Origin of the sequence: Catenulispora subtropica (assembly GCF_039531675.1) — a bacterium.
Taxonomy (GTDB): domain Bacteria; phylum Actinomycetota; class Actinomycetes; order Streptomycetales; family Catenulisporaceae; genus Catenulispora; species Catenulispora subtropica.
This window is the reverse complement of record NZ_BAAAQM010000001.1, coordinates 259,778-286,366: the sequence shown is the minus strand read 5'-3', so window position 1 is coordinate 286,366 and position 26,589 is coordinate 259,778. Positions and strand designations below refer to the sequence as shown.

23 protein-coding genes are annotated in these 26,589 nt (G+C 72.3%); 20 read left to right on the top strand and 3 right to left on the bottom strand.

Translation table 11 applies throughout. The features are described 5' to 3' along the window. Positions 1–41: 41 nt before the first annotated feature. The 12 genes from ABD466_RS01220 to ABD466_RS01165 all read left to right on the top strand — a co-directional run bounded on the left by ABD466_RS01220 (position 42) and on the right by ABD466_RS01165 (position 14,696). A complete protein-coding gene (locus ABD466_RS01220) occupies positions 42–977 on the top strand; it encodes a helix-turn-helix domain-containing protein (RefSeq protein ID WP_344654993.1) in 936 nt (311 codons plus the stop codon). A 95-nt stretch (positions 978–1,072) separates the two neighbouring features. Then, entirely contained in the window at positions 1,073–1,273 is a 201-nt protein-coding gene (locus tag ABD466_RS01215) for a DUF397 domain-containing protein (protein WP_344654992.1), read from the top strand. Positions 1,274–1,427: 154 nt separating this feature from the next. Continuing rightward, positions 1,428–1,625 (top strand): DUF397 domain-containing protein, encoded by a 198-nt coding sequence (locus ABD466_RS01210; RefSeq protein ID WP_344654991.1) that lies wholly within the window; start codon positions 1,428–1,430, stop codon positions 1,623–1,625. Positions 1,626–1,698: 73 nt separating this feature from the next. Further along, positions 1,699–3,627 (top strand): HSP90 family protein, encoded by a 1,929-nt coding sequence (locus ABD466_RS01205; RefSeq protein ID WP_344654990.1) that lies wholly within the window; start codon positions 1,699–1,701, stop codon positions 3,625–3,627. A gap of 7 nt (positions 3,628–3,634) precedes the next feature. Further along, complete coding sequence (locus ABD466_RS01200; protein WP_344654989.1) at positions 3,635–6,652, top strand: tetratricopeptide repeat protein; 3,018 nt, start codon at positions 3,635–3,637, stop codon at positions 6,650–6,652. 88 nt (positions 6,653–6,740) lie between these two features. After that, positions 6,741–7,256: a SigE family RNA polymerase sigma factor gene (locus ABD466_RS01195; RefSeq protein WP_344654988.1), complete on the top strand. Its 516-nt coding sequence runs from the start codon at positions 6,741–6,743 to the stop codon at positions 7,254–7,256. After that, positions 7,253–8,347 carry a hypothetical protein gene (locus ABD466_RS01190; RefSeq protein ID WP_344654987.1) on the top strand — a complete coding sequence of 365 codons (1,095 nt, stop codon included), beginning with the start codon at positions 7,253–7,255 and terminating at the stop codon, positions 8,345–8,347. The genes ABD466_RS01195 and ABD466_RS01190 overlap by 4 nt, the downstream gene beginning before the upstream one ends. A gap of 169 nt (positions 8,348–8,516) precedes the next feature. Then, the gene (locus tag ABD466_RS01185; RefSeq protein WP_344654986.1) at positions 8,517–9,800 is read left to right on the top strand and encodes an adenylosuccinate synthase; all 1,284 of its coding nucleotides are present in this window, start codon (positions 8,517–8,519) and stop codon (positions 9,798–9,800) included. Between the two features lie 71 nt (positions 9,801–9,871). Then, positions 9,872–11,245: an aspartate aminotransferase family protein gene (locus ABD466_RS01180; protein WP_344654985.1), complete on the top strand. Its 1,374-nt coding sequence runs from the start codon at positions 9,872–9,874 to the stop codon at positions 11,243–11,245. A gap of 72 nt (positions 11,246–11,317) precedes the next feature. Next, positions 11,318–11,974 (top strand): hypothetical protein, encoded by a 657-nt coding sequence (locus ABD466_RS01175; protein ID WP_344654984.1) that lies wholly within the window; start codon positions 11,318–11,320, stop codon positions 11,972–11,974. A 227-nt stretch (positions 11,975–12,201) separates the two neighbouring features. Further along, positions 12,202–14,103 (top strand): cell wall-binding repeat-containing protein, encoded by a 1,902-nt coding sequence (locus ABD466_RS01170; protein ID WP_344654983.1) that lies wholly within the window; start codon positions 12,202–12,204, stop codon positions 14,101–14,103. A gap of 26 nt (positions 14,104–14,129) precedes the next feature. After that, positions 14,130–14,696 (top strand): hypothetical protein, encoded by a 567-nt coding sequence (locus ABD466_RS01165; RefSeq protein ID WP_344654982.1) that lies wholly within the window; start codon positions 14,130–14,132, stop codon positions 14,694–14,696. Here ABD466_RS01165 and ABD466_RS01160 read toward each other — a convergent pair. Next, positions 14,686–15,273, bottom strand: a complete 588-nt coding sequence (locus ABD466_RS01160) for an isochorismatase family protein (protein ID WP_344654981.1) — start codon at positions 15,271–15,273, stop codon at positions 14,686–14,688. The genes ABD466_RS01165 and ABD466_RS01160 overlap by 11 nt on opposite strands. A gap of 21 nt (positions 15,274–15,294) precedes the next feature. Beyond that, a complete protein-coding gene (locus tag ABD466_RS01155) occupies positions 15,295–15,723 on the bottom strand; it encodes a MarR family winged helix-turn-helix transcriptional regulator (protein WP_344654980.1) in 429 nt (142 codons plus the stop codon). A 61-nt stretch (positions 15,724–15,784) separates the two neighbouring features. Between ABD466_RS01155 and purD the strand changes: the two genes are divergently transcribed. The 3 genes from purD to ABD466_RS01140 all read left to right on the top strand — a co-directional run bounded on the left by purD (position 15,785) and on the right by ABD466_RS01140 (position 19,681). Continuing rightward, on the top strand, positions 15,785–17,029 hold the full coding sequence (gene purD / locus ABD466_RS01150) for a phosphoribosylamine--glycine ligase (protein ID WP_344654979.1): 1,245 nt from the start codon (positions 15,785–15,787) through the stop codon (positions 17,027–17,029). Positions 17,030–17,193: 164 nt separating this feature from the next. Further along, positions 17,194–18,654, top strand: coding sequence for a M48 family metalloprotease (locus ABD466_RS01145; RefSeq protein WP_344654978.1), 1,461 nt, complete (start codon positions 17,194–17,196; stop codon positions 18,652–18,654). Between the two features lie 76 nt (positions 18,655–18,730). Beyond that, positions 18,731–19,681, top strand: coding sequence for a Rieske 2Fe-2S domain-containing protein (locus ABD466_RS01140; protein ID WP_344654977.1), 951 nt, complete (start codon positions 18,731–18,733; stop codon positions 19,679–19,681). A 55-nt stretch (positions 19,682–19,736) separates the two neighbouring features. Here ABD466_RS01140 and ABD466_RS01135 read toward each other — a convergent pair whose 3' ends face one another. Continuing rightward, complete coding sequence (locus ABD466_RS01135) at positions 19,737–20,810, bottom strand: hypothetical protein (protein WP_344654976.1); 1,074 nt, start codon at positions 20,808–20,810, stop codon at positions 19,737–19,739. 87 nt (positions 20,811–20,897) lie between these two features. Between ABD466_RS01135 and ABD466_RS01130 the strand changes: the two genes are divergently transcribed. From ABD466_RS01130 to ABD466_RS01110, 5 genes are all read left to right on the top strand, one after another. Next, positions 20,898–21,473: a SigE family RNA polymerase sigma factor gene (locus tag ABD466_RS01130; RefSeq protein ID WP_344654975.1), complete on the top strand. Its 576-nt coding sequence runs from the start codon at positions 20,898–20,900 to the stop codon at positions 21,471–21,473. Then, positions 21,473–22,981: a hypothetical protein gene (locus ABD466_RS01125; protein ID WP_344654974.1), complete on the top strand. Its 1,509-nt coding sequence runs from the start codon at positions 21,473–21,475 to the stop codon at positions 22,979–22,981. Before ABD466_RS01130 ends, ABD466_RS01125 begins: the two co-directional genes overlap by 1 nt. A gap of 83 nt (positions 22,982–23,064) precedes the next feature. Next, positions 23,065–24,375: an adenylosuccinate lyase gene (gene purB, locus ABD466_RS01120; RefSeq protein ID WP_344654973.1), complete on the top strand. Its 1,311-nt coding sequence runs from the start codon at positions 23,065–23,067 to the stop codon at positions 24,373–24,375. A 95-nt stretch (positions 24,376–24,470) separates the two neighbouring features. Beyond that, positions 24,471–25,358 carry a phosphoribosylaminoimidazolesuccinocarboxamide synthase gene (locus ABD466_RS01115; protein WP_344654972.1) on the top strand — a complete coding sequence of 296 codons (888 nt, stop codon included), beginning with the start codon at positions 24,471–24,473 and terminating at the stop codon, positions 25,356–25,358. A gap of 97 nt (positions 25,359–25,455) precedes the next feature. Then, positions 25,456–26,571: a TDT family transporter gene (locus tag ABD466_RS01110; RefSeq protein ID WP_344654971.1), complete on the top strand. Its 1,116-nt coding sequence runs from the start codon at positions 25,456–25,458 to the stop codon at positions 26,569–26,571. Positions 26,572–26,589 lie beyond the last annotated feature (18 nt).

Genomic DNA, 26,589 nt, shown 5'->3' with positions numbered 1-26,589 from the left:
ATTTTCACCCGGAAACTTCACCAGTAAGATGCCCCAGGAACATGCGCAGCGAACGTGCCGACGGCGAGGAGGCCGACGTGCGGGCCAACCAGCGGAACCAGCCCATCACCGGGATCAACGTCCTGCGCTGGGAACTGGGCAACGAGCTTCGCGACCTGCGCCTGGCCGCCGGCAAGAGCATCGCCGAGGCCGCCCGCTGGCTGGAGTGCTCGAACGCGAAGATAAGCCGGATGGAGAACGGCCAGCGCGGTGCCGTAGCCCGCGACGTCCGCGACCTGTGCAAGCTCTACGGCGTGCCCGCGCAGCGGCGGGACCAGCTGATGGCGCTGAGCCGGGAGGCGGCGGCGACCGACCGGGCCGCCGGCTCCACGATCCCGGGCAAGTTCGGGACCTACGTGGCACTGGAGACCAAGGCCGTCAACCTGCGCGCCTACGAGTCCACGTTCATTCCGGGGCTGTTGCAGACCCAGCGCTACGCCCGCGCCGTGATCACCAAGAACGGTGACCTGACCGAGGAGGCGGAGATCGCCGACCGGGTGCGGATCCGCCTGGAGCGGCAGCGCCGGCTGGTCGAGACCCGGGAGCTGCGGGCCCACTTCATCATCGACGAGAACGTCCTGTGGCGGCCCATCGGCCGGGGCGCCCAGGCCGCCGCGGCGCGCGAGGAGCAGCTGGACCATCTCATCCGGGTCTCGCGGCTGCCGAATGTGATCTTGCAGGTGGTGCCCTACGAGGTGGGCTTCTACTGGGGCATGGAAGCCTCCGGCATCAACCTGCTGGACCTCGAGGACGGCAGCACAACCTGCTACCTCGAGGGCATCTTCACCGAGTTGTTCGTCCGCGGCCACAGTGAGATCTCCACCATCGCCGCCAAGTTCGAGCTGGTGCTGAACACAGCGCTCAGCCCGGGCGACACGCGCAAGTTCCTGATGCGGATCGCACGCGGGAACTACGCCCACTGGTCCTCCTCGGCCTGAGCCGCGGCGCGACCCGTTCATTCCTCCCGGCGGCCGGATCGCGGCCGCCGGGCCGGCCCCCACCCGAAAACACGAGGAGAGAGTAGGAACCGCGCATGGAGATCGACGGTCTGCAATGGCGCAAGGCCGCCGCGAGCAACGGCAACGGCGCGTGTGTCGAGCTCGCCCCCTGGCAGGGCGAGGTCCTGATGCGGGACTCCAAGGACCCGCGCGGCCCGGTGCTGCGTTTCACGAAGGCGGAGATCGCCGCTTGGCTGGACGGTGCCAAGGGTGGGGAGTTCGACGACCTGGTGTGATCATGTCCGGGTCCTGATCTCCCGCCGCTGATGGCGGGATATCCATGCTGGACCGGGAGAAGCGCATGGTTTCACGATCATGCGTTTCTCCCGGTTACCCCCGGGTAGTACCTAGGGCGCCACATTCGGTGCGAACCATCGGGAGGGAGCCGAAATGGACCACCGCAGGTGGAAGAAGTCGAGTTTCTCGAACGGCAACGGACAGTGCGTCGAGACCGCGGCGCACGAGCGGGAGGGCGTCTGCGTCCGGAACAGCCGTCATCCCGACGGCCCGGTCCTGCACTTCACCGAACAGGAGTGGACCGCCTTCGTCGCCGGCGTCAAGGCCGGGGAGTTCGACGCGATCGTGTGAGTCCGGGCCGGTACGGCACCGGTTGCGGTCATTCCGGCGCCGGGTGTCGCCGCGGGCCCGTAGCATCGAGCCCGTGTCGTCCGATGAACCGCTGGTCTCCGAGTCCGCCTCCGCCGGGGCGCGTGACGTGACGTCCGCGTATCCCTTCCAGGTGGACCTGCGCGGCATCGTCGATCTGCTGTCGCATCACCTTTATTCCAGCCCGCGCGTGTTCGTGCGGGAACTGCTGCAGAACGCCGTCGACGCCGTCACGGCGCGGCGCGGGGTGGATCCCGCGGTCGCCGGGGCGGTGCGGATCACCGCGACCGGGGCGGTCGTGCGGGTCCGGGACGACGGCATCGGGCTGACCGAGGAGGAAGTGCACCGCTTCCTGGCCACCATCGGTCGCAGCTCCAAGCGGGTCGACGGCGATCCGGACGGGTTCGGCGACGCCGAGCGCGTGCTGGAGAGCGGTCGCGGCGACTTCCTCGGCCGGTTCGGCATCGGGTTGCTCGCCTGTTTCGTGGTGGCCGACGAGATCACCGTGGTCACCAAGTCCGCCGTGCGGGCCGACGCCCCGGCCGTGGAGTGGCGGGGCTCCGCCGACGGTGGCTACCGGGTCCGGCTCCTCACCGGCGACGAGGCCCCGGCCGAGCCGGGGACCACCGTCACGCTGACGCCCGGTCCCGGCAAGGAGTTCTGGTTCCAGGCCCCGCGGGTCGTGGAGCTGGCGCGGGACTACGGCAGCCTGCTGCCGTACGAGACCGTCCTCGAGGACGAGGCCGGCTACACCTACCGCATCACCGAGACCCCGCCGGTGTGGGACCGCGAGTACCCCTCGCCCGGCACCCGCCGCGAGGCCTTGGCCGCCTACTGCCAGGACACCCTCGGCTTCGCCCCGCTGGACGTCCTCGAACTCGACATCCCGCTGCTCGGCATCAAGGGCGCCGCCTACATCCTGCCCACCGCCGGCACCGCCGCCGGCCAGGGCGGACACCGGGTGCACCTGAAGGGCATGCTGCTCACCGACCAGGCCCGCGGCCTGCTGCCGGACTGGGCCTTCTTCGCCCGCTGCGTCATCGACACCGACGCGCTGCGTCCGACCGCCTCGCGGGAGGCGCTGTACGAGGACGACCGCCTGGCCGCGGTCCGCGACGCGCTGGGCTCCCGGCTGCGCGACTGGCTGGCCGGCCTCGCCGCCACCGATCCGACGCGCCTGAACCGGCTGCTGGCCGTGCACTACCTCGGCGTGAAGGCCCTGGCCCGCTTCGACGACGACCTGTTCGCGCTCACCCTGCCCTGGCTCCCGTTCGAGACCACGGCCGGCCGGGTGCCGCTGACCGAGTTCGCCGACCGGCACCGGGTCATCCACCTCACCGCCGGGGACGAGGAGTTCCAGCAGGTCGCGCCGATCGCGGCGGCGGCCGGCCTGGGCGTCGTCAACGGCGGCTACACCTACGACGCCGAGCTGGTCCGCAAACTCCCGCGGGCGCTGCCCGGCGTGGTGGTCGCGGACCTGGACCCGGACACCGTCGCCGCGCACCTGGACGACGTCGACCCGGCCGACGAGCCGGCCGCCGGCCCGCTGCTGGCCGTGGCCCGCCGGGTGCTCGACCCGCTGGACTGCGACGTCGCCCTGCGCGCCTTCCACCCGCTGACCATCCCGGCGCTGCTGCTGGACGGCCGCGAGGCCCGGCACGAACGGGCCCGCACCGACGCCGAGGCGCAGGCCGCCGCGGTCACCGACGACCTGTGGGCCGACATCCTCGGCGCGCTGCGCACCGCCGGCCCGCGCGCCCGGCTGGTCCTGAACCATCGCAGCCCCCTGGTCCAGGGCCTGATCGAGCTGGACGACGCGGAGCTGGCCGGCACCGGCGTGGAGGCCGTCTACGGCCAGGCGCTGCTGCTGTCCAAGCGGCCGATCCGGGCGGCCGAGTCCGCGCTCCTCAACCGGGCCTTCCTGGGGCTGCTGGCACACGCCGTCGGACGCCGGCAGGAGTCTGAGACCGGCGCCGAGGACTGAGCCGAGCATGGCCGAACCCGCATCCGCCACCCGTCCCGGGCCCGACGCCCCGGACGGCGGCCGGGATCTCGTGCAGGACCGTTCCTGGACGCCGGACGCCCTCCGCGCCGCCCTCGCCGAGAACGACCGCGCGCCGCACGGCCGGGCCCGCATCGTCCGGGCCGAGGCGCTGCTCGACGCCGCCGACCGCCTGGCGCATCCGGAGTCGCAGCTGCGCGCCCTGCACTCGCTCGTCGACGCCTACCAGGTCGGCGGCGAACGCTTCCGCTCGCCGGTGCCGTTCTCCCGCATCCTGCGGCTCTGGGACCGCCATCACAGCACCCTGGCCGACCGGGACCGGTTCGAACACCTCACGCACTGGAAGTTCAAGTGGGTCACCTCCGACCTGCTGCTGGTCCCCGAGGTGCCGCTGGCCACGATCCGCGGCTTCGTCGACGAGATGGAGCGCCGCTACCGCCTGGCCGGACACGGTCTGCGCGCCGTCCACGCCCAGCGCTTCCACATCGCGCACCACGTCGGCGACACCGCCGAGGCCGAGGAGCACCACGCCCGCTGGCTGGCGGCCGAGCGCGACCGGATGAGCGACTGCGAGGCCTGCGAGCGCAACGCTCTCGGCGGCTGGCGCGCGGAGCAGGGCGCCGACGCCGAGGCCCTGGCGCTGTGGGCGCCGACCGTGGAGAACGAGCTGACCTGCCTGTCCGAGCCGGCGGGCACCCTCGCCCAGACGCTGAAACCGTTGCTGCGCCTGGGCCGTTTGGATGCCGCGCGCTCGCACTGTCTGCGCGGCTACCGGCTCGTGCGGGGCCGTGTCGAGCTGCGCGCGAGCGTCGGCCGGCACGTCGAGTTCTGCGCGTTGTCCGGCAACGAGGGCCGCGGGCTGGAGATCCTGGCCGAGAACCGCGACGTCTTCGACGCCCCGGTCGAGCCGCTGCCGCACCTGGAGTTCCTGGCGTTCGCCGCGCTGCTGCTGCGCCGCGTCGTCGCGCTGGGCTCGGCGGACCTCCCGGTGCCGGGCCCCCAGGCGCGCGACTGGCCGGCCGCCGAGCTGCTGACCCGGCTGGAGACCGAGATCGGCAGCGTCGCCGAGCGGTTCGACGACCGCAACGGCAACGACACGGTCAGCCTGCGCGCCGCCCGGCTCCTGGCCCAGACGCCGCTGGTCGACCGGCTGCCGCTCGGCGTGCGGTCGGCGTCCCTGAAACCGTCGGCGGCCGTGCTGATCCCGGCGCGGGCCGCGGCGGCGCCGGCGGCGGTTCCGCCCGGTCCGGCCGTGGCCGCGGATCCTGATCAGGACACCGACTTCGACGAGCTGCTCGCCGAGGCGCGCCACATGTTCCGCGTCGCCCACCCGGGAGCCACCAAGGTCTGGGAACGGCTGGCGGCGCTGGCCGACCGCCTCGGCATCGACCTCGACCCGGAGGCGCAGGGCCAACTCGCGGAGGAGCGCGCCGCCGAAGCCCTCGACAACGAGGATCTGGCCCGGGCGGTCGAGCTGCTCGGCGCGGCGATCGAGCGCTACGAGGAAGGCGGGCTGGCCGGCCGCGCCGTCGCGGTGCGGGCCCGGCTGCTGCTCGCCGAGGCCCTGAGGCAGGAGGCGCACACGTCCGTCGGGGCCGAGGCCCTCGGCGACCTGTACGACCTCGCCCGCGACCTGCTCGCGACCGGTGCGGCCGAACCCGAGGACGTGCTCACCGTCCGGCGCGCCCAGGCCTTCGAGGCCCGCCGGGCCGTCGAGGCCGGCTCGGACGCCGACGAGGAGACGGCCCTCGCGTTCTTCGAGGCGACCGTGGACGCGTTGCTGGCCGACGCCGAGGAGTTCGACATGCCGGCCCGCGCCGCCGCCGCCCACACGATGCGGGCCGAGATACTGCAACGGCGCGGCGACCCGGAGGCCTCGGTCCCGGAGCTGCTCGCGGCGATGGCGCTGTACGACCGTGCGGCCCGGCCCTGGGCGAACCTGCACCCGAACATGCTCCTCGCGCAGGCGTTCCTGGCCGCCGACCGGGACGTCGACGCCGAACAGGCCGGCCTGGCCGCCCTGGCCGTCGCCCGGCGCTGGCCCGAGCAGCGGTTCCCGGCCGGCTACACCCGCCAGGTGCTGGCCAACGCCACCGGTGCCCAGGGCCGGTACGAGGACAGCGCGGAGCACGCGCTGGAGGCGGTGGTGTGGGCGGACCGGAACGGTGTGCCGGACCTGGCCGCCAGCGCCCGGCACAGTCTGGCCTTCGCCTACGAGCAGCTGGGCCGGGACGCGGACGCTGCCGCCATCCTGGAGTCCGCGCTCCCGGAGCTGGTCCGGCATCTCGACGACCCGACCGTGGTGAACGCGCGCTGGGCGCTGGCCCGCTGTCTGGGCCGGCTGGAGGACTACCGCGGCTCCGCCGAGCAGTACCTGCTGGCCGCGGCCGTCGCCGAGCACTTCCCCCAGCAGGGCGGGCACGCGATGCTGGCGGCGTCCGCCGGGCACGCGCTGCGCGCCGCCGGGATGCCGGACGAGGCCCGCCGGGCCTTCGAACGCGCCGTGGGCCTGATGCGCGTGCTCCCGGACCCGATCAACCTCGCCAAGACCCTCAGGGCCCTGGCCTGGGTGACGTTCGGCGAGTCCGACGACATCGCGCACGACAGCGAGCGCGAGGACGTCCTGGACTCGGTTCTGCTGCTGTTCGCCGAGGCCGCCCAGGTCCTGGACGCGGCCGCCGGCTCGGGGGAGTACGAGCGCGACGCCCAGGTGATCGCCTACGAGATCGCGGAGACCGACGACCAGCTGGCCCGCCTGCACCTGAACGCCGAACTCGCCGACAAGGCGATGCCCTACGCCGAGCGCGCGGCCGCCGGATTCAAGGCCCTGCTCCCGCACAGCGGCATGGACTACGACTTCTCCGAGCAGATGGTCGCCTGGCTCCTGGATCGCTACGGCAGCCGCGACGCCGCGCTGGAGCGGCTGCGGGGCGCCATCGAGGCGTGTGAGCGGGCGGGGGTCGAGGCCGTGCGGTGCACCGCGTTCCTGGAGCAGCTCTCGGACTGAACCCGGACTGGGACAGCTCGGGCCCATGCAACGATCGCCGCGTGCCCGGTGCTCTTCAGCACCATGGAGACGGGCACGAGGGGGATCGATGCGGGGTGACAGGAGCAGTCATGAAGCCGAGTTCCGCGAATACATGGTCAGCAGGTGGGGCGGGCTGGTCCGGTTCGCCTACGGGCTGACCGGCGACCGCGGCCACGCCGAGGACCTGGCGCAGACCGCGCTGGCGAAGGCCTACGCCTCCTGGCCGCGGGTGCGCCGCGCCGAGGACCCGGACGCCTATGTCCGCAGGATCCTGATCAACGCCAACCACGGCCGGTTCCGCAAGCAGCGCGTCGTGGAGAACAGCGGCGAGGCGCCGGCCGAACCGTCGGTCGCCGACGGCACCGAGACCTTCGACCAGCGCGAGGCGCTCATGGCGGCGCTGATGGAACTGCCGCCGAAACAGCGGGCGGTCGTGGTGCTGCGGTACTGGGACGGCCTGACGGAGACCCAGGCCGCGGCGGTGCTGGGCTGCTCGGTCGGCAACGTGAAGAGCCAGGCTTCGCGAGCGCTGGCGAAGCTCCGGAACAGCAAGCAGCTTCAGGACGGGAGCGTGACACTGTGATCGACGAAGAGCTGAACGACCTGACCGGCGGGTCCGCGGAGGACGGGATGTTCGCCGACCTCGGCCACTTCACCACCGGCGCGATCCCGGTCGACGCCGTCGTGAAGCGCGGCGCCGCGATCCGGAACCGGCGGCGTCTGGTCGGCGGCGGGGTGCTGGCGGCCGCGGCGGCGCTGACCATCGGGGTGCCGGTCGCGATCGCCGGGGGGAGCGGCCCGGGAGCGGAAGCGGCGTCGGGACACACGGTCGTGGTGGACCGTCCGGCCGAGGACGCCGCCCAGAAGATCACGTTCTCCGGCAGCGTCGACGGCAGGAAGTGGTCGCGGACGCTCACCTCGCATTGTGGGACCGGGCCGGAGGCGACCGGCGCCGAGTGCATGATCCGCGAGATCGGCGCCGACTCCAGCCCGATCGGGGTCATGACGAGGGACGAGCGGCATCACCAGGAGGGCGACTTCTACTTTGCGGAGTTCGGGCCCGACGTCGACTACGTGGTCATGACCCTCGCCACCGGGGACCGGGTGACCGTTCCGGCCCTCGTCGCTGACGACGGCTACCGCGGGGCCTATTTCGAACTGCCGCGCAATTCGACCGTGGGCCAGCTCGTGGCCTACGACAAGGAGAGCCGGGAGATCGCCCACACCGCGGCCGGGACCGTGGCCCTTTCGCCGGGCGTGCATCTGACCAACACCCCGAAGTGGTATCGCCCGGACGGGAGCATGCTCGACACCTCTGTGCCGACCGTCGACGTCGCCGCCGGCACCTCTGGCAAGCAGGCCTGGACGATCACCGTGACGCTCAACCCGTACGGCCGGTGCTTCGCGGAGAGGATCGGCATCACCGAGGTCGACTTGTGCAATTCGCCGAGGCTCCAGGTCAACAAGAACAACCCCGGGGGAGGCGGGCCGCAGGACGCGTTCGTCTCCGGTGAGGTCGACCTCAAGACCACTCGCGTGGACGTCGCCCTTTCCGACGGCACCGTCCAGCACCTCACCCCGGTCCGCTCCCACGGCTACGCGTTCGTCGGGACCTACGTGCCCGAGGGTCTCACTGTGGCTTCCATCACCCCGGTGACCGGCACGAACAGCTGACAATGCGCCAACCGGAATGGCCATTCATGGTCACGACGCGGTAAACTCTTGCCGCAAGAGCCCCTGTCGCCGCTTGCGACCGGGGCTTCGGTTGTCTCTACCCAAGACGCGTCGCCCTAGAGGGACCTACTGGCAGCTAGTAGGCGTCTAGCGTTGGAAAGGCATCTCCATGCCCGCTCTCGTGCTCGTCGGCGCCCAGTGGGGCGACGAAGGCAAGGGCAAGGCCACGGACCTGCTCGGCGGCTCGGTCGACTATGTGGTCCGCTACCAAGGCGGCAACAACGCCGGCCACACGGTCGTCATCGGCGACCAGAAGTACGCCCTCCACCTCCTTCCTTCCGGGATCCTGTCGCCGGGCTGCGTGCCGGTGATCGGCAACGGCGTGGTGATCGACCCCGCCGTGCTGTTCGCCGAGCTCGACGGGCTCGACCAGCGCGGGGTCGACACCTCGCGCCTGCTGATCTCGGCGAACGCGCACCTGATCACGCCCTACCACCGGACCGTCGACAAGGTCACCGAGCGGTTCCTGGGCAAGAACAAGATCGGCACCACCGGGCGGGGCATCGGCCCGGCCTACGCGGACAAGATCAACCGGATCGGGGTCCGGGTCCAGGACCTGTTCGACCCCTCGATCCTGCGCCAGAAGGTCGAGGGCGCGCTGCGCGACCGGAACCAGATGCTGGTGAAGGTCTACAACCGGCGCGCGATGTCGGCCGACGCGATCGTCGAGGAGTACCTCGGCTACGCCGAGCGGCTGCGGCCCATGGTCGCCGACACCTCGCTGGTCGTGAACAAGGCCCTCGACGACGGCAAGGTGGTGCTGCTGGAGGGCGGCCAGGGCACGCTGCTGGACGTCGACCACGGCACCTATCCGTTCGTCACGTCCTCGAACCCGACCACCGGCGGGGCCTGCTCCGGCGCCGGCATCGGCCCGACCCGGATCACCCGGACCATCGGCATCCTGAAGGCCTACGCCACCCGCGTCGGGTCCGGCCCGTTCCCGACCGAGCTGTTCGACGAGAACGGCGCGGCGCTGCGGCGCATCGGCCACGAGTTCGGCGTCACCACCGGCCGGGACCGGCGCTGCGGCTGGTTCGACGCGCCGGTGGCCCGCTACGCCTCCCGGGTGAACGGCCTGACCGACTTCTTCCTCACCAAGCTGGACGTGCTGACCGGCTTCGAGCGGATCCCGGTCTGCGTGGCGTACGACGTCGACGGGGTCCGGCACGACGAGATCCCGATGACCCAGACCGACTTCCACCACGCGACCCCGGTCTACGAGGAGTTCCCGGGCTGGACCGAGGACCTCTCCGGCTGCAAGACCTTCGAGGACCTGCCGAAGAACGCGCAGTCCTACGTGAAGGCGCTCGAGGAGATGTCCGGCGCGCCGATCTCGGCCATCGGCGTCGGCCCGGAGCGCAACGCGACGATCCAGATCCGGTCGTTCCTGTAAGGATGCCCGCCTGATTCCTTGACATGTTGCGGCCTCCCGGCCGGGGGGCCGCGACATGTACGTTTTCAGGTATGACTGACATCTCCTCCGACGACCTCAAGGCAGCTGGGGCCAAGGTCTTCGCCGACGACCGCGCGCACGTGTTCCACTCCTGGTCGGCGCAGGGGGCCATCAGTCCGCTCCCGATCGCCGGCGCCGAGGGCTCCTGGTTCTGGGACTACGACGGCAACCGCTACCTGGACTTCTCGTCCCAGCTGGTGAACACCAACATCGGGCACCAGCACCCCAAGGTGGTGGCCGCGATCCAGGAGCAGGCCGGCCGGCTCTGCACCATCGCGCCGCAGTTCGCCAACGACGTCCGCGGCGAGGCCGCGCGGCTGATCGCCGAACTGGCGCCGGGCGACCTGGACTACGTGTTCTTCACCAACGGCGGCGCCGAGGCCAACGAGAACGCGGTCCGCATGGCCCGCCTGCACACCGGCCGCAGCAAGGTGCTGTCCGCCTACCGCAGCTACCACGGCTCCACGTCGACCGCGATCGCCCTCACCGGCGACCCGCGCCGCTGGGCCAACGACGCGGTGGGGCAGTCCACCGGCGGCGTCGTCCACTTCTTCGGGCCGCACCTGTACCGGTCGCACTTCCACGCGAGCACCGAGGCGGAGGAGTGCGAGCGCGCCCTGCTGCACCTGGAGCAGGTCATCCAGTACGAGGGCCCGGCCACGATCGCGGCGATCGTGCTGGAGACCATCGTCGGCACGGCCGGCGTGCTGGTGCCGCCGCCCGGCTACCTGGCCGGCGTGCGCGCGCTGTGCGACAAGTACGGGATCGTCTACATCGCCGACGAGGTCATGGCGGGCTTCGCCCGCTCCGGGCGCTGGTTCGCGGTGGACCACTGGGACGTCACCCCGGACCTGATCACCTTCGCCAAGGGCTCCAACTCCGGTTACATCCCGGTCGGCGGCGTGATCATCTCCCAGCGCATCCGCGACACCTTCGACCAGCGCGTCTACCCCGGCGGCCTGACCTACTCCGGGCACCCCCTGGCCTGCGCCTCGATCGTCGCCACCATCGACGCCATGCGCGAGGAGGGCGTCGTCGAGCACGCGGCGCGGCTGGGCGAGGAGGTCTTCGGACCGGCGCTCCGCGAGCTCGCGGCCAAGCACCCGAGCGTCGGCGAGGTCCGCGGCGTGGGCGCGTTCTGGGCGCTGGACCTGGTGAAGAACCAGGACACCCGCGAGATGCTCGTGCCCTACAACGCCGCCGGCGCGGACGCCGCGCCGATGAACGAGCTGGGCGCGGCGATGAAGGCGCGCGGCGTGTGGCCGTTCATCAACTTCAACCGGCTGCACGTGGTGCCGCCGTGCAACATCACGGAGGCCGACGCGCGCAAGGGCCTGGAGGCGCTCGACGAGGCGCTCGAGGTGGCCGACCGCTACACGGTCTGAGCGACGCCCCTTGGTACAGGCGCGTTCGCGTCCTGAGATCGATCTTGGAAGGAACACCACTAAAGTTGGCCCATGAGCCACGAGGTGGTGTTCCTTCCGCACATCCTGGGCCAGACGTGGGCCCAGGCCCTGGCCGCCGCGCGCACGGCGGCCCGTGAGGAGGACCAGCGGATAGTGGCCGCGCGCCTGGAGCCGTGGCCGGACCTCGTGCTGCACGCCGCCCAGATCCTGGGCCAGATCGAGGAGTACCGCGGCCGCGGCCAGCGCGAGCTGGTCCACCCGGTGACCCGCCTGCGCTTCACCTTCTTCGGCGAGGACGGCGTCATCGCCCTGCCGTACTGGTACGACGGCCCGGTGGCGCGGATGGCCGCGACGATGGCCTTCCGCTTCGCCCGCGCGGTGGAGGGCGACACCGGCCTGGCGGCCTACGACCCCCAGCAGCGGGCCCCGCTGGCGGAAATGGGACTGGAGAAGTTCATCGCCGGCTATCTGCGCGGCCGCGAGAAGGCCCTGGACCAGCCGCAGGCCCGGGGCCCGGTGCCGGTCGGGCACGAGCTGCCGTCGGCGCGGAGTTCCACGCGGCGAGAGCTGACGGCGGGCCCGAGCGCGCTGGGGCCGGGCGCGAGCGCGGCCCCGGGGGCACGGAAGGCGATCGGGCCGGGGCCGGGGCAGCGGCGGCCGCCGGAGCTGCCGAAGGGGAAGCGGGAGCTGCCCAAGGGACGCCGTTAGCGTTCGTATGATCGACTGCGTAGGAGGGGTCGCCCTTTCTACGGATCCTCACTGGCCGAAGCGCCTATACGTTCGAGCTCATGTCTTCGTGGAAGTCTTCGCGCCGCGGTTTGGTCGGCGGCTTGGCCCTGGCGGCGGTTTCGTCGGGGAGCTTGATCGGCATTTCGGGGAGCGCACACGCGGCGGACTCTTCCGCTGCACCGGTCAACGGGCCGATCGCCTACACCGTGCGCGACGCTCTCTCCGCGTCGTCCTGGCACACTGTGGACCCCAACGGGGCCCACGACGCGGTCGTCCCCGTCGGCGACCCGAGCCCGGGGTCGCAGCCGGCCCACCCGCACACCGTCGTGTTAAACGCCGTGTACTCGCCGGACGGCTCGCGGGCGCTCTTCTTGAACGACAACGGCTGCGAGTATCTCGCGGACGCCGACGGCACGGGCGCCCTGGGGCTGACGCCCGGACCCACGCGGCCGTACTCCGCGGATTGCCACGAACTCTCGTCCTGGATCCAGGCCCCCGTTCTGCCGACCCCGATCAACGCCGGGGACTGGGCGTGGTCTGCCGACAGCGAGAACGTGTACTTCGTCGACGCCTCCGGAGCCGTCGGCACCGTCTCCGCCGACGGCACGAAGGTGACCAGGACCGGGGCCACCGTGCCCGCCGGCTACCGCCTGCTGTCCGTGTCACCCAGTGGTGCGCTCGCGTTCAAGGACAACCAGACTCCCAGCCACATCGCGATCCTCGACCCCGGTGCCGCCGCACCGCGGGTGCTGACGTCGGGAGAGGACGCGAAGTTCTCCGCCGGCACCGGCCGCCTCATGGTGCGCGACCAGACCATCCCGCCCGGCGGCGCCTTCGGGATCTCGACGCTCTTCACCGTCGATCCGGCCAGCGGTGCGCGAACCCAGGTGAGCGACCCCGCGACCGAAGAGGTCGCTTCCTTCGCCTGGTCGCCGGACGGTACCCAGGTCGCCTACGCGGCCACTCCCGCCCCCAGCGGTTCCACCAACGCGACGATCTACACCCGCCCGATCGGCGGCGGCGCGCGCACCACCGTCGTCCAGAACGCCGGCTACCCCACCGTCACCAGCTGGCACAACGGCCCCCTCACCCCGCCCCGCGCGGCCGACCGCATCGGCGGCGCGGACCGCATCGAGACCGCCGTCGACGCGTCGCGGTGGTCGTACGGCAAGACCGGCACCGGCGGGCGTCAGGCCTCCGTCGCCGTCATCAGCCGCTCCGACCAGTTCGCCGACGCGCTCGGCGGGTCGGCGCTGGCCGCGCAGAAGGGCGGGCCGCTGCTGCTCACCGCGACCGACGGGCTGGACTCGCGCGTGGGGGACGAGCTGGTGCGGGTGCTGAAGCCCGGGTCGAAGGTCTACGTGCTGGGCGGGACCTCGGCGCTGAGCCCCGCGGTGGAGGCGCAGATCAAGCGGCTGGGCTTCGTGACCGAGCGGCTGGCCGGGAACGACCGCTTCGAGACGTCGGTCGCGGTGGCGCACGCCGTGTCGCCGAACCCGCACACGGTGATGGTGGCGACCGGTGTGAAGTTCCCCGACGCCCTCGCCGCCGGTGCCGCCGCCGCGCAGGATCCGAACGGCGGTGTGGTGGTCCTGTCCAACGAGGGGACGCTTCCGGCGCCGGTGAAGGGCTACCTGTCCGGCGTCAACCCGGGGGCCACCGACGTCTACGGCGTCGGCGGGCAGGGTGTCGCGGCCCTGCGGACCGGATTCCCGCAGTGGGCCGGGAAGGTGACGCCGCTCAGTGGGGCCGACCGGTTCGCGACGGCGGCCGCGATCGCCTCCAGCAAGCTGTTCACGTCCCACGGCCCCGTCGGCCGGATCGGGCTGGCGACCGGGATGAGCTGGCCGGACGCGCTGTCCGGCGGCGCGCTCATCGCGACCCAGCACGGCCCGCTGCTGCTGACCGACCCCGGCTCGCAGTACCTGCCCAAGCCCGAGCTCGACCTGGTGCGGGCGCTGGCGCCCCACCTGTCGGGCGTCGTGGTCTTCGGCGGCTATCAGGCGGTCGGCACGGTCGCGTCGAACACCGCGGAGTCGGCGCTCGGCCACAACCACTACTACAGCTACCTGAACCGGCAGGAACCGGAGTTGGCCGGTCCGCGGTAGGGCGCGCCGACTACTATCAGGCGCTGATGATCTCGCGCTCTGAGTTCCAGCTGGTCCTGCTCCGCAGGATGGCCGACTATCAGCCGGCCATGGTGGAGCGGGCCCGGCTGGGGCTCGGCTTCTCCGTGACGGAGATGCGCGAGGCGAACGCCTGGTGGCAGCGCTACGTGCGCTCGCGTTCCGCGCCGCGCGGCGTGGAACGCTATCGGGCGATGCTGGGTCCGGCCGAAGCGGCGCTGGAGCAGCGGACCGGGGATGTGGTGTGCCGGCTGCACCACTGGACGCTGCCGTTGTGGCCGGAGCTGCGGTTCGAGATCGTGGCCGGGCCCGGTGGGCAGGTCTGGCAGGAATGGTTGGTGCGGGCGCCGGGGACGGAGCCTCCCGCGTCCGCCGCCGACCAGGCGCTGGAGCCGTGGAAGTACGTGGTGGGGGACCTGGAGCGGATGTACCCGCGCGTCCGTCATCTACCGGAGGACGCCCCCACCCGCTGGCATAGCGAGTACGGCTACGAGGACGGGCACGGCAGCGTGCTGCGGCGCCGTGCCCGGTTCGTCTACGGGCTGCTGCAGGAAGTGTCGGAGCCTACTTCTTGAGCAGGTCCACGACTTCCGCGGTCGTGGTGCGCTCGCCGATCTGCGGGAAGACGCGCTCCACGGTGTGCTCGTGGTCGACCGGATCGCGGTCGGCCATGGCGTCGGTGACGAAGGCGACGTTGTAGTTGTGCGCGTACGCCTCCCGGCCGGTGGTGTCGACGCCGCGGCTGGTGGTGAGGCCGGCAAGCACGATCTGCGTCACGCCCCGGCGGCGGAGCTGCGTGTCCAGGTCGGTGCCGTGGAAGGCGCCCCACTGGTGCTTGGTCACACGGATGTCGGTGTCCTGCGCGCCGAGCTCGTCGACGATGACGTCGTACCCGGGCGGCGGCAGCTCGTCGTCGCCCTCCTCCGCGAGCGACTCCTCGTCGCGGCCCTTCGGCAGATCGGCGAAGTCGGCGGCGAAGGAGACGTTCACCAGGACCACCGGGAGCCCCGCGGCGCGGAACGCGTCGGCCAGCTCTTTCCCGCGTGCCACCGCTTCCGGGCCGCTGATGGGCACCGAAGGCGGGGAGACGATGCCGCGCTGCAGATCTATGAGGACGAGCGCGGCGACGGGATCGAGTGTGGAGATCGGCATGGCGCCACGTTATCGGGAGCCCTAGTCGCTGAGTCGTTCCAGCAAGCCGAGCGCCGCCACCACGGTCTCCAGCTCCGCCTCCGTGAACCGCTCCCGCAGGGCCCGCTCCAGCCACTCGTCCCGCGCGCGCCTGGACCCGCTCACCGCCTGGGTCGCCGCCGGCGTCAGCTCAAGGAGCTGGCGGCGGCCGTCGTCGGGGTCGGGGCGGCGGACGAGGAGGCCGCGCTCCTCCAGGACGGCGACGGTCGCGGCCATGGACTGCGGGCGGACGCGCTCGGCTTTCGCCAGGTCGGTGGCCGCCGCCGGGCCGCCGCGGTCGAGGCGGCCGAGCACCGCGAGCTGGGAGGCGGTGAGTTCGTGGACGTCGTCCACCTCACGCAGGCGGCGGCGCAGGCGGCCGACCAGGACACGCAGCTCCCGCGCGGCGCGCGCGGGGTCGGGGGAGCTCATACCGTCAGCCTAGGCTGCCCAGGTCAGGCTGTCCGTCTCCCCCGCCGGTACCCTAACGACCATGAAGGTCCTCGTCATCGGCAACGGCGGCCGCGAGCACGCCCTCGCCCGCGCCCTCAGCACCGACCCCGCCGTCACCGGCCTCTTCTGCGCGCCGGGCAACCCCGGCATCGCGGAGGTGGCGGAGCTGCGGCCGGTCGACGCGCTGGACCCGGCGGCGGTACGCGACCTGGCAATGGAACTCGGCGCCGACCTCGTGGTCGTCGGACCGGAGGCGCCGCTGGTGGCGGGCGTCGCGGACCCGGTCCGGGAGGCCGGGATCCCGGTGTTCGGGCCGTCGGGGGCCGCCGCCCTGCTGGAGGGGTCGAAGGCCTTCTCCAAGGAGGTCATGGCCGCCGCCGGCATCCCGACCGCCAAGGCCTACGTCTGCCAGACCGAGGACGAGTACGCCAAGGCGCTCGACGAGTTCGCCGGGTTCCCCTACGTCGTCAAGGACGACGCGCTCGCCGCGGGCAAGGGCGTCGTCGTCACCGAGGACCGCGAGGCCGCCCTGGCCCACGCCCGCTCGTGCGGCCGCGTCGTCATCGAGGAGTACCTCGACGGTCCCGAGATCTCGCTGTTCGGCATCACCGACGGCCGGACCGTCGTGCCGATGATGCCCTCGCAGGACTTCAAGCGGATCGGCGACGGCGACACCGGCCCCAACACCGGCGGCATGGGCTCCTACTGCCCGCTGCCCTGGGCGCCGGAGGGCCTCACCGAGGAGGTCGTCACGACGGTCCTCCAGCCGCTCGTCGACGAGATGGCCCGCCGCGGCACCCCCTTCGCCGGCCTGGTCTTCGCCGGCCTCGCGCTGACCGCCAAGGGCCTGCGCGTCGTGGAGTTCAACGCCCGGTTCGGCGACCCCGAGACGCAGAGCGTGCTGGCGATGCTGGAGTCGCCGCTGTCCGAGCTGCTGTACGCCGCCGCCACCGGCACCCTCGCCGACGCCCCCGCGCCCCGCTGGCGCGACGGCGCCGCCGTCACCGTGGTGATGGCCGCCGCCGGGTACCCGGGCACGCCCCGCGGCGGCGACGCCATCTCCGGCATCGACGCGGCCGAGAAGCTCGGCACCGTGGTGAACCAGGCCGGGACCAAGCGCGACGCCGAGGGCACGCTGGTGACCTCCGGCGGCCGCGTCCTGGCCGTCACCGCCGTCGGGGCGGACATCGCGGCGGCGCGCGCGAAGGCCTACGCGGGTGTGGCGGCCATCGGCTTCGCCGGGGCGCAGCACCGTACCGACATCGCGGCGGAAGCAACAGCCTGACACGCCTTCGGTGGCCCGAATCCCTTGTCGTTCCATCCGAAAGTGTGTATTCACGCCACGCTGCTGACCTCCCCCGGCCTTTCGCGCTAGCCTTCGCAACAGGCTCGTAAGCGGCCTGGACGCTTGGGGGATCCATCAGCACGGTGACTGCGACCACGGCGCGGGTGAGCGCCCACAGGGCGGCTCGCGCACTCCTGCGCGTCCGCGCGTGGGTGACAGCCGGATACGCACTGAGCGCTGCGGCGGCGTGCGCCGCCCTGCTCGCCCTGGTGCACGCGCGCGGCTGGGCCGCCGACGCCCCCGGGGCGCTCACGGCCGGCGCCGTGGTGTGCCTGCTGTGGGCGGCGCCCGCGGTCCGCGTCTACCGCGCCGCCGTGACGCCGCCCAAGACCGTGCCGCTGACCGGCGGCTCCGCGCCCGAGCTGGAGCTGCTGGTGCGGCAGCTGGCCCTGCAACTCCAGGTGCCGGCCCCGGCCGGGATCGAGCTCTCCCCGGACTGCGACGCCTGGCTCGACCCGCGTCCCGGCGGCCCGGTGCTGGTGATCGGGGCGCCGTTCCTGTGGTGGCTGCGGGTCAGCGAACTCAGGGGCCTGCTCGCCCCGCTGGTGGCCGGGATGGCCGCGGCCGGCGACGACCGGATCGTGCGGGCGCGGGCGTTCGCGGCCCGGGCGATCGGCGCGCTGCACGGCCGCCCCGGACGCCCCCCGCGCCTGCTGCCCGTCACGCGCCGCCGCCTCGCGGGCTACTTCGAGGCCCGTGCCGAGGCGCTGGAACGGGTCGTGGCGTGGGAGGCGGTGGCGGCCTCCCGGATGATCGAGCCGGCCGCGCGGGCCTACGCGCACGAGCAGATCAACATGGCCGCGGCGGGCTGGGACCGGGTGCTGACCCGGCTCGCTCAGCCGGCCTGGGAGTCCGGGTACTGCCCGGTCGGCCTGAATGTGGCGCTGGTCGGCGCGCTCACCTCGCTGGGGCGCCGGGACCGGATGGCCGGTTCGCTGGCCACCCGCTTGAGCGAGCGCCCGGCGTGCGACCTCCTGGAGGAGCCCGGCGACGTCGACGCCCGCGCGTCGCGGATGGCCGCGGAGCTGTTCGACGGCCGCCGGATCGAGCGCACGGTGACCTGGGAGCGGTACGTCACCGCGGTCACCGAGCCGGAGCTGGTGCGGCAGGCCGGTACGGTTCCCGAGGACCATCCCGTCGCCAAGCGGATACGGACCCTGATCGCCGAGGCCGGCGTGCCGGGGGCGCGGCGCGGGGAGGCGGCCGGGGGAGTCCGGCCGGTCCGGCGGATCCCGGGGCAGCGTGCGGCGGCCGCCCCGAACGTCCCGACCGCTCCGACCGTCCCGACCGTCCCGACCGTCCCGACCGCTCTGGGCGCCCTCACGGCCCGCACCGCTCCGGACGGTCACCCGGCGCAGCAGCCCGACACCGACGATCTCGCCGCCTATCTCGCGGTCCGGCTCGTCGAGGCCCGCCTGGCGGCCTGGGGCCTGGACTGGCTCGACGGCCCGGTCCTGCGCGACCGGGCGGGCGACCCGGTGCCGATCCACGACATAGCGGCCGCGCTCGCCGACACCGGCGACGTCTCCCGCCTGTCGGAATGGCTCGCGCGAAACGCGGCCTGAGCCGCGGCCCGACGCACCCTGAACAGGCCGGGGCCGTCCCTAAGATGAGGACGCCACCCGATCATGAGGAATTCCCATGTCCGCTCCCGGTCGCCAGCTGGAACCGGCCGTCTGCCTGCTGCCTCTGCGGGGTTTTCTGGGCGCCACCTACATCTACGCCGCGCTCCAGAAGTTCCACGACCCGGCGTTCCTGGACCCGTCGGCACCAGGGTCGTTCGCCGCGCAGACGGCGTCCTTCCGGCACACTTCGCCCATCGGCTTCGCCCTCGGGCCGGCACATGACCACGCCCTGGCCTTCGGTCTCCTCATCGCCTTCGGGGAACTCGCCGTGGGCCTCGGGACGGTCCTCGGTTTGTGGACCCGCCTGGCCGCGGCCGGTGGGGTGCTGCTCGCCCTGACCTTCTTTCTGACAGTCAGCTGGAACACTGATCCGTACTACTACGGATCAGACCTCGGTTTCGCCTTCGCCTTCCTGACGCTCGGCCTCGCCGGGCCTACACGCTGGTCGATGGACGCGTGGCTGGCCGCCGGAACCGTGGATACGTCGGAGCCCGAGGATTCGCGGCGCGTCGTCCTGAAGCGCGCGGCTGCTACCGGGATCACCAGCGGTGCGGCCCTGCTGGGAGCTGCGGGTGCGGGCAGGCTGGGACGATCCGGACGATCGAAACAGAGCCCGATGGCTCAGCCGCGTACCGCGGTTCCCTCAGCCACGCCGAGCGAGTCCGGCCTCCAGGTCGCCCTCGCAGCCATCCCCGCCACCGGCGCGGCGAGGCTCACAGCCTCCGGCGGCGACCCGGTCTTCGTCGCCCGCACCGCCGACGGCGGCTACAAGGCGTGCGGCGGAATCTGCACTCATGCCGGCTGCCCGGTCGGCGTCGACCAGGCCAGAGGTCTTCTCGTCTGCCCCTGTCACGGCTCGACCTTCGATCCGAAAAGCGGCGCCGTCATCAACGGTCCGGCCAAGGACCCGCTGCCGTCGTTCCCGGTGACGGTCGCCGACGGGGTCCTTCGCGTGCGGAAGAACTGACGAGGAGACGACGGGCTGACAGGCTCACGAGCTGACAGGCTCACGAGCTGACGGATCAGTCCCGGCTGCCCGTCGCGGCGTCGGCGGCGGCCTTGCACGACGCCACATCCGCGGCCGCCGTCAGCTGCGCGCACAGCCGCGTCCCGGCCCGCGGGTCGTTGAAGTGGACCATGTAGTAGCTGGTCAGGCCCCGGACACAGATGTCCCGCAGCGACCAGTCCCCCTCAGTCGCACACTGCGCCTCGGCGAACCCGACCCTGTCGATGTTGTACTTCATGGTGCGGCTGCCCATGCCCATGGTGCAGGACGCGACGGCGCCGCGACCGGCGGTGCGGCACCACGCGAGCCCGTCGGCGTACCTGTCGGGGTGGAGTGACAGGTAGTACTGAGGCGCGTAGTAGTAACACGGGCTCTGATACCGAGCGGCCTGCTGCGCGCACGGGTACAGCGGGTCGCTCGCCTTCAGCCACGTGCTGTTCTTCACTCCGGGGACGTCGACCTCGAAGTTCTGCATGAACACGCCCTCGGCGCACGGCGTGCGCTGCGACGGGAGCCGGAACCAGTCGCAGAATGCCAGCGCTTTCGGCAGGTCCATGTCGGCGACGAACATCGCGCCGTGGCCGATGCCGTGCAGGCACGAGCCGTCGAACTCCGGTGCGCACAGGGTGTGCAGCGCCCGCTCCGGGTCCGAGGCGTGGACCACGGCGTGCTCGACGACGCCGTGCAGGTAGCCGTTGCCGCAGACGCCGTCCTGGTACGAGATCGCCTTCTTGAAGTCGTAGCCGAGCTTCTCCAAGGCCGCGTGCCCGAGGTCGTGCGCTATCGGGTGACAGATCCGGGAGATGTCCGGGTGCTGGTTCACGATCTGCTGAAGCAACGCCAGGGCCTGCGCCGGGTCACTCTGATTCAGCTTCGCGACCACCTCGTCGCGGACCGCCTCGTACCGGGAGGGCGGCTGGACCGGCTGGACCGACGTGGCGGCCGCGACCGGGACCGGCGCCGAGGGCACCCCGGCTCCCGCCGCCGGCGCCCACCCCACGAGCGCCACGGCGATCAGCCCGGCCGTCGTCAGCCACACGGCCGTAAAACAGGCCGTCCACAGCCCGAAGCCGGTCCGCGAACGTCCCATGTCAGCAAGGTAGCGGAGGGCATGACAACCTGGCGGGAAGCCGCCCTCGTGTAGTGGGTGAAACGCATTTCGACGAGGGGGCGGTGCATGCGGCTCTTGGACGAACGCCGACCGGACGACGAGGAGTTCGCCCGGCTCGTCGCCGCGAGGTCGCACGCGCTCCGGCGCACCGCGTACCTCATGTGCGGCGACTGGCACCAGGCCGAGGACCTGGTGCAGGTGAGCTTCATCAAGCTGCACGCGGCCTGGAGCCGGGTGCGGCGCCGCGACGACCTCGACGCCTATCTCCGCAGGATCCTGCTTCGCGCCTGTATCGATGAGAAGCGGCGCGCGTGGTGGCGGCGGGAGCAGCCGGCTTCCGGCGCGCTGCCGGACTCCGTCGGGGAGCCTCAGGCGCCGGACCCGGCGGACACCCTGTCCCACCGCGGCGCCCTGGTCGCCGCCCTGCGCGCCCTGCCCGCCGGGCAGCGCGCGGTGCTGGTCCTGCGGTTCTGGGAGGACCAGAGCGTGGAGGAGACCGCCCGCCTGCTCGGGTGCTCGCCAGGCACCGTGAAGAGCCAGACGGCGCGGGGGCTGACGGCGTTGCGCGCGGTACTCGCGAGCCCCGCGCACGCTGTCCGTCCGGACCGGGACACGACGACGGAAGGGAAGGCACGATCCTGATGGACGACGAGTACATCGAGGACACGGACTGGGCTCGCGACGTGTTCGACGCGAGCCGCGGCGAGGCGGAGCCGGTGTGGGGCGCCGACGTCGCGGCGATCACTCGGGCCGGGGACCGGCGCCGGCGGCTGCGCACCGTGCGGAACGGCGGCGGGATGCTCGGAGTGGTCGCGGTGACGGTCGCGGTGGCGGTGACCTTGGGCGCCGGGACGACGGACTACGGCTCGAAGCCGGGGCCCGCGGGAGGCTGGGACAAGCGGAGGTTGCAGGACGTCTTCCAGTACGCCGCCGTGCAGGGTGGAGGCGGCGGCACCGGGGACGTGGACTTCTTCCATCACGTCCCCGCGACCGCCGCCACGGACGTGGCCGCGCTGATCGGGAACCTCGATCCGGCCCGAGCGCACCTGAAGGGGGCGCCGGCCGGGCCGGCGAGAGGCCGGCCACGGATCGTCAGCGCCACCGACTCCGGGCTCAAGGGCGCGAGCATCTTCTTCATGGGTTCGAGTTGGACCGCGGACGGGTCGTATCCACCCGGCGCCGATGCCCAGCCGCACCAGGGCGCGCGCGTCGAGTACAACTTCTACCGGGACGTGAACGAACTGCGACCGCACGTGCCGGGCAGCGATGACGCCCGTCTGACTCCCATGCCGTGCGGGCTCTCCGTGGACATGACGCTCCAGATGCGGGCGCCGGACAAGGTCGTGCCGAAGTGGTCCGAGTGCCGCTACACGGTGCTGGCCGACGGCTCCAAGGTCGGCACCACGAGCGCCGCGCTCGGGGCGGGCATGGAGACGGTCGCGGTGCGGATCTTCGCGGACGGCAACGTGGTCTCGGTGCTGGGATGGGACTTCCCGCAGGAGAGCGTGGACGGCACGGCCCCGCCCGGCACGGTGGTGAAGCCCTCGCCGTGGTCGGAATCGAACCTGCGAGCCGCGCTGTCCGATCCGGAGGTGGGGCCCGTCTTTCCCCCGATGCCCGCGCCGAACGCGGACGGCCGGATGCTGGCGCCCACGGACCTGGGTCCGGACTGGGCCTTCGACCTCGGGATGCAGTCGAGCACCGGGGAGTTCGTCATGGACAACGGATGCAGTCCGGACCACAGCGTCTTCGGGTTGGCGCCGGGACGCGGCATCCAGTACAGCGGCACGCTGCCCGGTGGGACCGCGGCCACCGTCTTCGAAGGCGAGTACCGGCTCCCGTCGGGTTCGGGAGCGGCGACCATGCAGGACGCCCGGAAGTACGCCCAGGGCGGGTGCGACCCGCAGCCCGGCGTCGTGTTCTCGAAGGACACGATGAGCGCCCTGCCGTCCGGCATCGGCGAGGACGCTTTCGTCGAGCTCCAGCCGCAGCAGGCGATGGCCCGGGTCTACGTCCGCTTCGGGGACACCGTCCTGGAGGCGACGGTCACCCGTTCCGACACCAAGCCGCTGGACCTGACGTCCGCCGCGGGGACGGCGTGGCTGGAGCGGGTCGCCCGGCAGATGGCGGCGCACTGGACCCACCCCTGACCTGGGGCGTTTAGAGCCGACGGCGGTCGCCTGGGAGAATCGGGTGTCAAGACCTCCCGCGTTCTCCCAGGAAGGCCGCCGCCATGATCGAGCGTTACACCCTGCCCGAGATGGGCCGTGTCTGGTCCGAGGCCCACAAGTACGAGTTGTGGGCGCGGGTCGAGACGCTGGTCGTCGAGGCGCACGCGGCCGCCGGCACCATCCCGGAGTCCGCGGTCGAGCCGGTCCGCAAGGCCGCGCCCCCGACCCCGGAGGCGGTGGCCGAGATCGAGGCCGTGACGCAGCACGACGTGATCGCCTTCCTGTCCGCGTGGGCCGACAACACCGAGCCGCGCGAGGCCGCTGCTTTCGTGCACTTCGGGATGACGTCCTCGGACCTGCTGGACACCGCGCTCGCGCTTCAGCTCACCGAGGCCACGGACATCCTGCTGGAGAAGGCCGACAAGCTGGTCGCCATCCTGCGCGACCACGCCCTGGCGCACCGCGCCACCCTGCGCGTCGGCCGCACCCACGGCATCCACGGCGAGCCGGACGTCTGGGGCCACCGCGTCGCCGACTTCGCCTTCGGCGTCGCCCGCTCCCGCGACCGCCTGCGCCGCGCCCGCGAGGCGGTCGGCGTGATGGCCATCTCCGGCGCGGTGGGCACGTACTCCAACATCGACCCGGCGATCGAGACCTTCGTCGCCGACAAGCTGGGCCTCAAGGCCGCCGACGTCTCCACCCAGGTGATCCTGCGGGACGGCGTCTCGGAGTGGACGTCGGCCCTGGCGATCATGGCCACCGTCCTGGAGGCCGTCGCCCTGGAGGTCCGCCACGGCCAGCGCACCGAGGTGCGCGAGCTCTGGGAGCCGTTCGGCAAGGGCCAGAAGGGCTCCTCGGCCATGCCCCACAAGAAGAACCCGATCATCTCCGAGCGCCTGGCCGGCATGGCGCGCATCGTGCGCGCCCAGATCGTCCCGGTGATGGAGGGCATCCCGCTGTGGCACGAGCGCGACATCTCGCACTCCTCCACCGAGCGCATCGCCCTCCCCGACGCCTCCATCGCCCTGGACTACATGCTGAACCTGACCATCCGCCTGATGAGCGGCCTGGTGGTCGACGCCGACCGCATGCGCCACAACCTGGACTCCACCGGCGGCCTGGTCTACTCGTCCACGGTGCTCCTGGAACTGGTCGAGATGGGCCTGGAGCGCGACACCCAGGCGTACCCGCTGACCCAGCGCGCGTCGATGAAGACCTGGGAGACCGGCCGCCCGTTCCGCGAGACGCTGCGCGAGGAGGCCGACGCCGCGGGCCTGGAGATCGACGAGGCGCGGCTGGACGAGGCGACGCGGCCGGAGCGGTTCGTTCAGCGGCTGGACGGGATGTTCGAGAAGCTGGCGAAGCTGAGCTGAGGGGCGGATCGGCATTCTGTGAGGGATGTTTCGCGTGAAACATCCCCTTCAGGACGCCGATCGAAGCACCGCCTCCGCGCCGGTACGCTGATCCCGTGATCACCGGCCTGAACCACCTCGCCAGCGGCAAGATCCGTGACCTCTACGCCGTCGGGGGCGATCTGCTGCTCGTCGCCTCGGACAGGATCTCGGCCTACGACTACGTCCTGGAGAGCGAGATCCCCGACAAGGGGCGGATCCTGACCCAGCTGTCGATGTGGTGGTTCGGGCAGCTGGCCGACCTGGTGCCGAACCACGTCCTCACCGCCGACGTGGACGAGTTCCCGGCCGAGCTCGCGCCGTACAAGGACGAGCTGCGGGGGCGGGCGATGCTGTGCCGGCGGCTGGCGATGGTGCCGGTGGAGTGCGTGGCGCGCGGTTACCTGACCGGGTCCGGGCTCGCCGAGTACGAGAAGAACGGCACCGCGAACGGGGTGCCCTTGCCGGCCGGGCTGGTGGACGGGTCGCGGCTGGACCGGCCGATCTTCACTCCGGCGATGAAGGCCGAGGTCGGCGCGCACGACGAGAACGTCACCTTCGAGGAGATGGCCGAGCGGACCGGCGACCCGGAGCTGGCCGCCCGGCTCAAGGACTTGACGCTGGCCGTCTACTCCCGCGCCCGCGACATCGCCGAGGGGCGGGGCATCCTGCTGGCCGACACCAAGTTCGAGTTCGGGCGCCTGCCCGGCGGCACCCTGGTGCTCGCCGACGAGGTGCTGACCCCGGACTCCTCCCGCTTCTGGCCCGCCGACCAGTGGCACCCGGGCCGCGCGCAGCCGTCCTTCGACAAGCAGTACGTCCGCGACTGGCTCACCTCGCCGGCCTCCGGCTGGGACCCCCGTTCCGACACGCCGCCGCCGGCCCTGCCGGAGGAGGTCGTGCAGGCCACGCGGGCCCGCTACGTGGAGGCCTACGAGCGGCTCACCGGCGTGAAGTTCGTCTAAACGCCGCAGGTCAGCGGAGTGGGCCATAGAGTCGCTCTATGACCTTATCCGCACTCGGGGTCTAGTGCCGGCCCCCGCCGTGATCGACGCTTGCCGTATGGCGAACACGACTCAGCTCACCTTCCGGCACATCGGCCCGAACTGGTACGCGTCGGTGATGGGCACGGCGATCATCGCCAACGCCGGCGCCGGCCTGCCCGGCTTCCAGTCCGGCGCTCCGCGCTTCGCCGTCACCCTCGTCTGGGCCGCCGCCGCGGTCTGGCTCGCCGTCGTCCTGCTCGCCCGCGCCGCGCACTGGCGCTGGCACGCCGACCAGGCCCGCCGCGACCTCCTCGACCCGGCGGTCGCCCCCTTCTACGGCTGCCTCTCCATGGCCATGACCGCGGTCGCCGCCGGGACGATGATCGTCGGCAAGGAGTGGATCGGGACGACCGCGGCGCTGGGCCCGGCCTGGACGCTCTGGCTGGTCGGCACCCTGATCGGCCTGGCCACGGCCGCCGTGGTGCCCTATCTGATGGTGACCAGGCACGACCTCCCGCCGGGCAGCGCGGCCCCGGCGTGGCTGTTGCCGATCGTCCCGCCGATGGTCTCCGCCGCGACCGGCCCGCAGCTGATCCCGCACGCGGCCGCCGGCCAGCTTCGCGAGACCATGCTGCTGGGCTGTTACGCGATGTTCGGCATCAGCCTGCTCGCCACGCTGCTCATGCTCCCGCTGATCTTCTCCAAGCTGGTCCACCACAAGGTCGGCGCCCTGGTCGCGACGCCCGGGCTGTTCCTCGTCCTCGGCCCGCTCGGCCAGTCGGTGACCGCGGTCAACAACCTCGCCGACGTCGCGCACGGTGTGGTGGGTCCGCAGCTGGCCGCCGCGCTCAAGCCGTTCGCCGTGATCTACGGGGTCCCGGTTCTCGGCTTCGCGCTGATCTGGCTGGTCATGGCGCTGCTCGTGGTCGCCGGCGCGGTCCGCGAGGGGATGCCGTTCGCCCTGACCTGGTGGGCCTTCACGTTCCCGGTCGGCACCTGCGTGACCGGCGCCACCGGGCTGTGGCACCACACCGGACTGGCCGCCTACGCCTGGCTGGCCGTGGCGCTCTACCTTCTGCTGGCCGGGTCCTGGGCCGTCACGGCGACGCTGACGGCCGGCTCCGTCCGGAGGCTCGTGCGGCCGGAAGCACCCATCGCCGCCGGTAGACTGGGGATCACCGCCACCCAGTAGCCCCGGCGCGGACGTGCC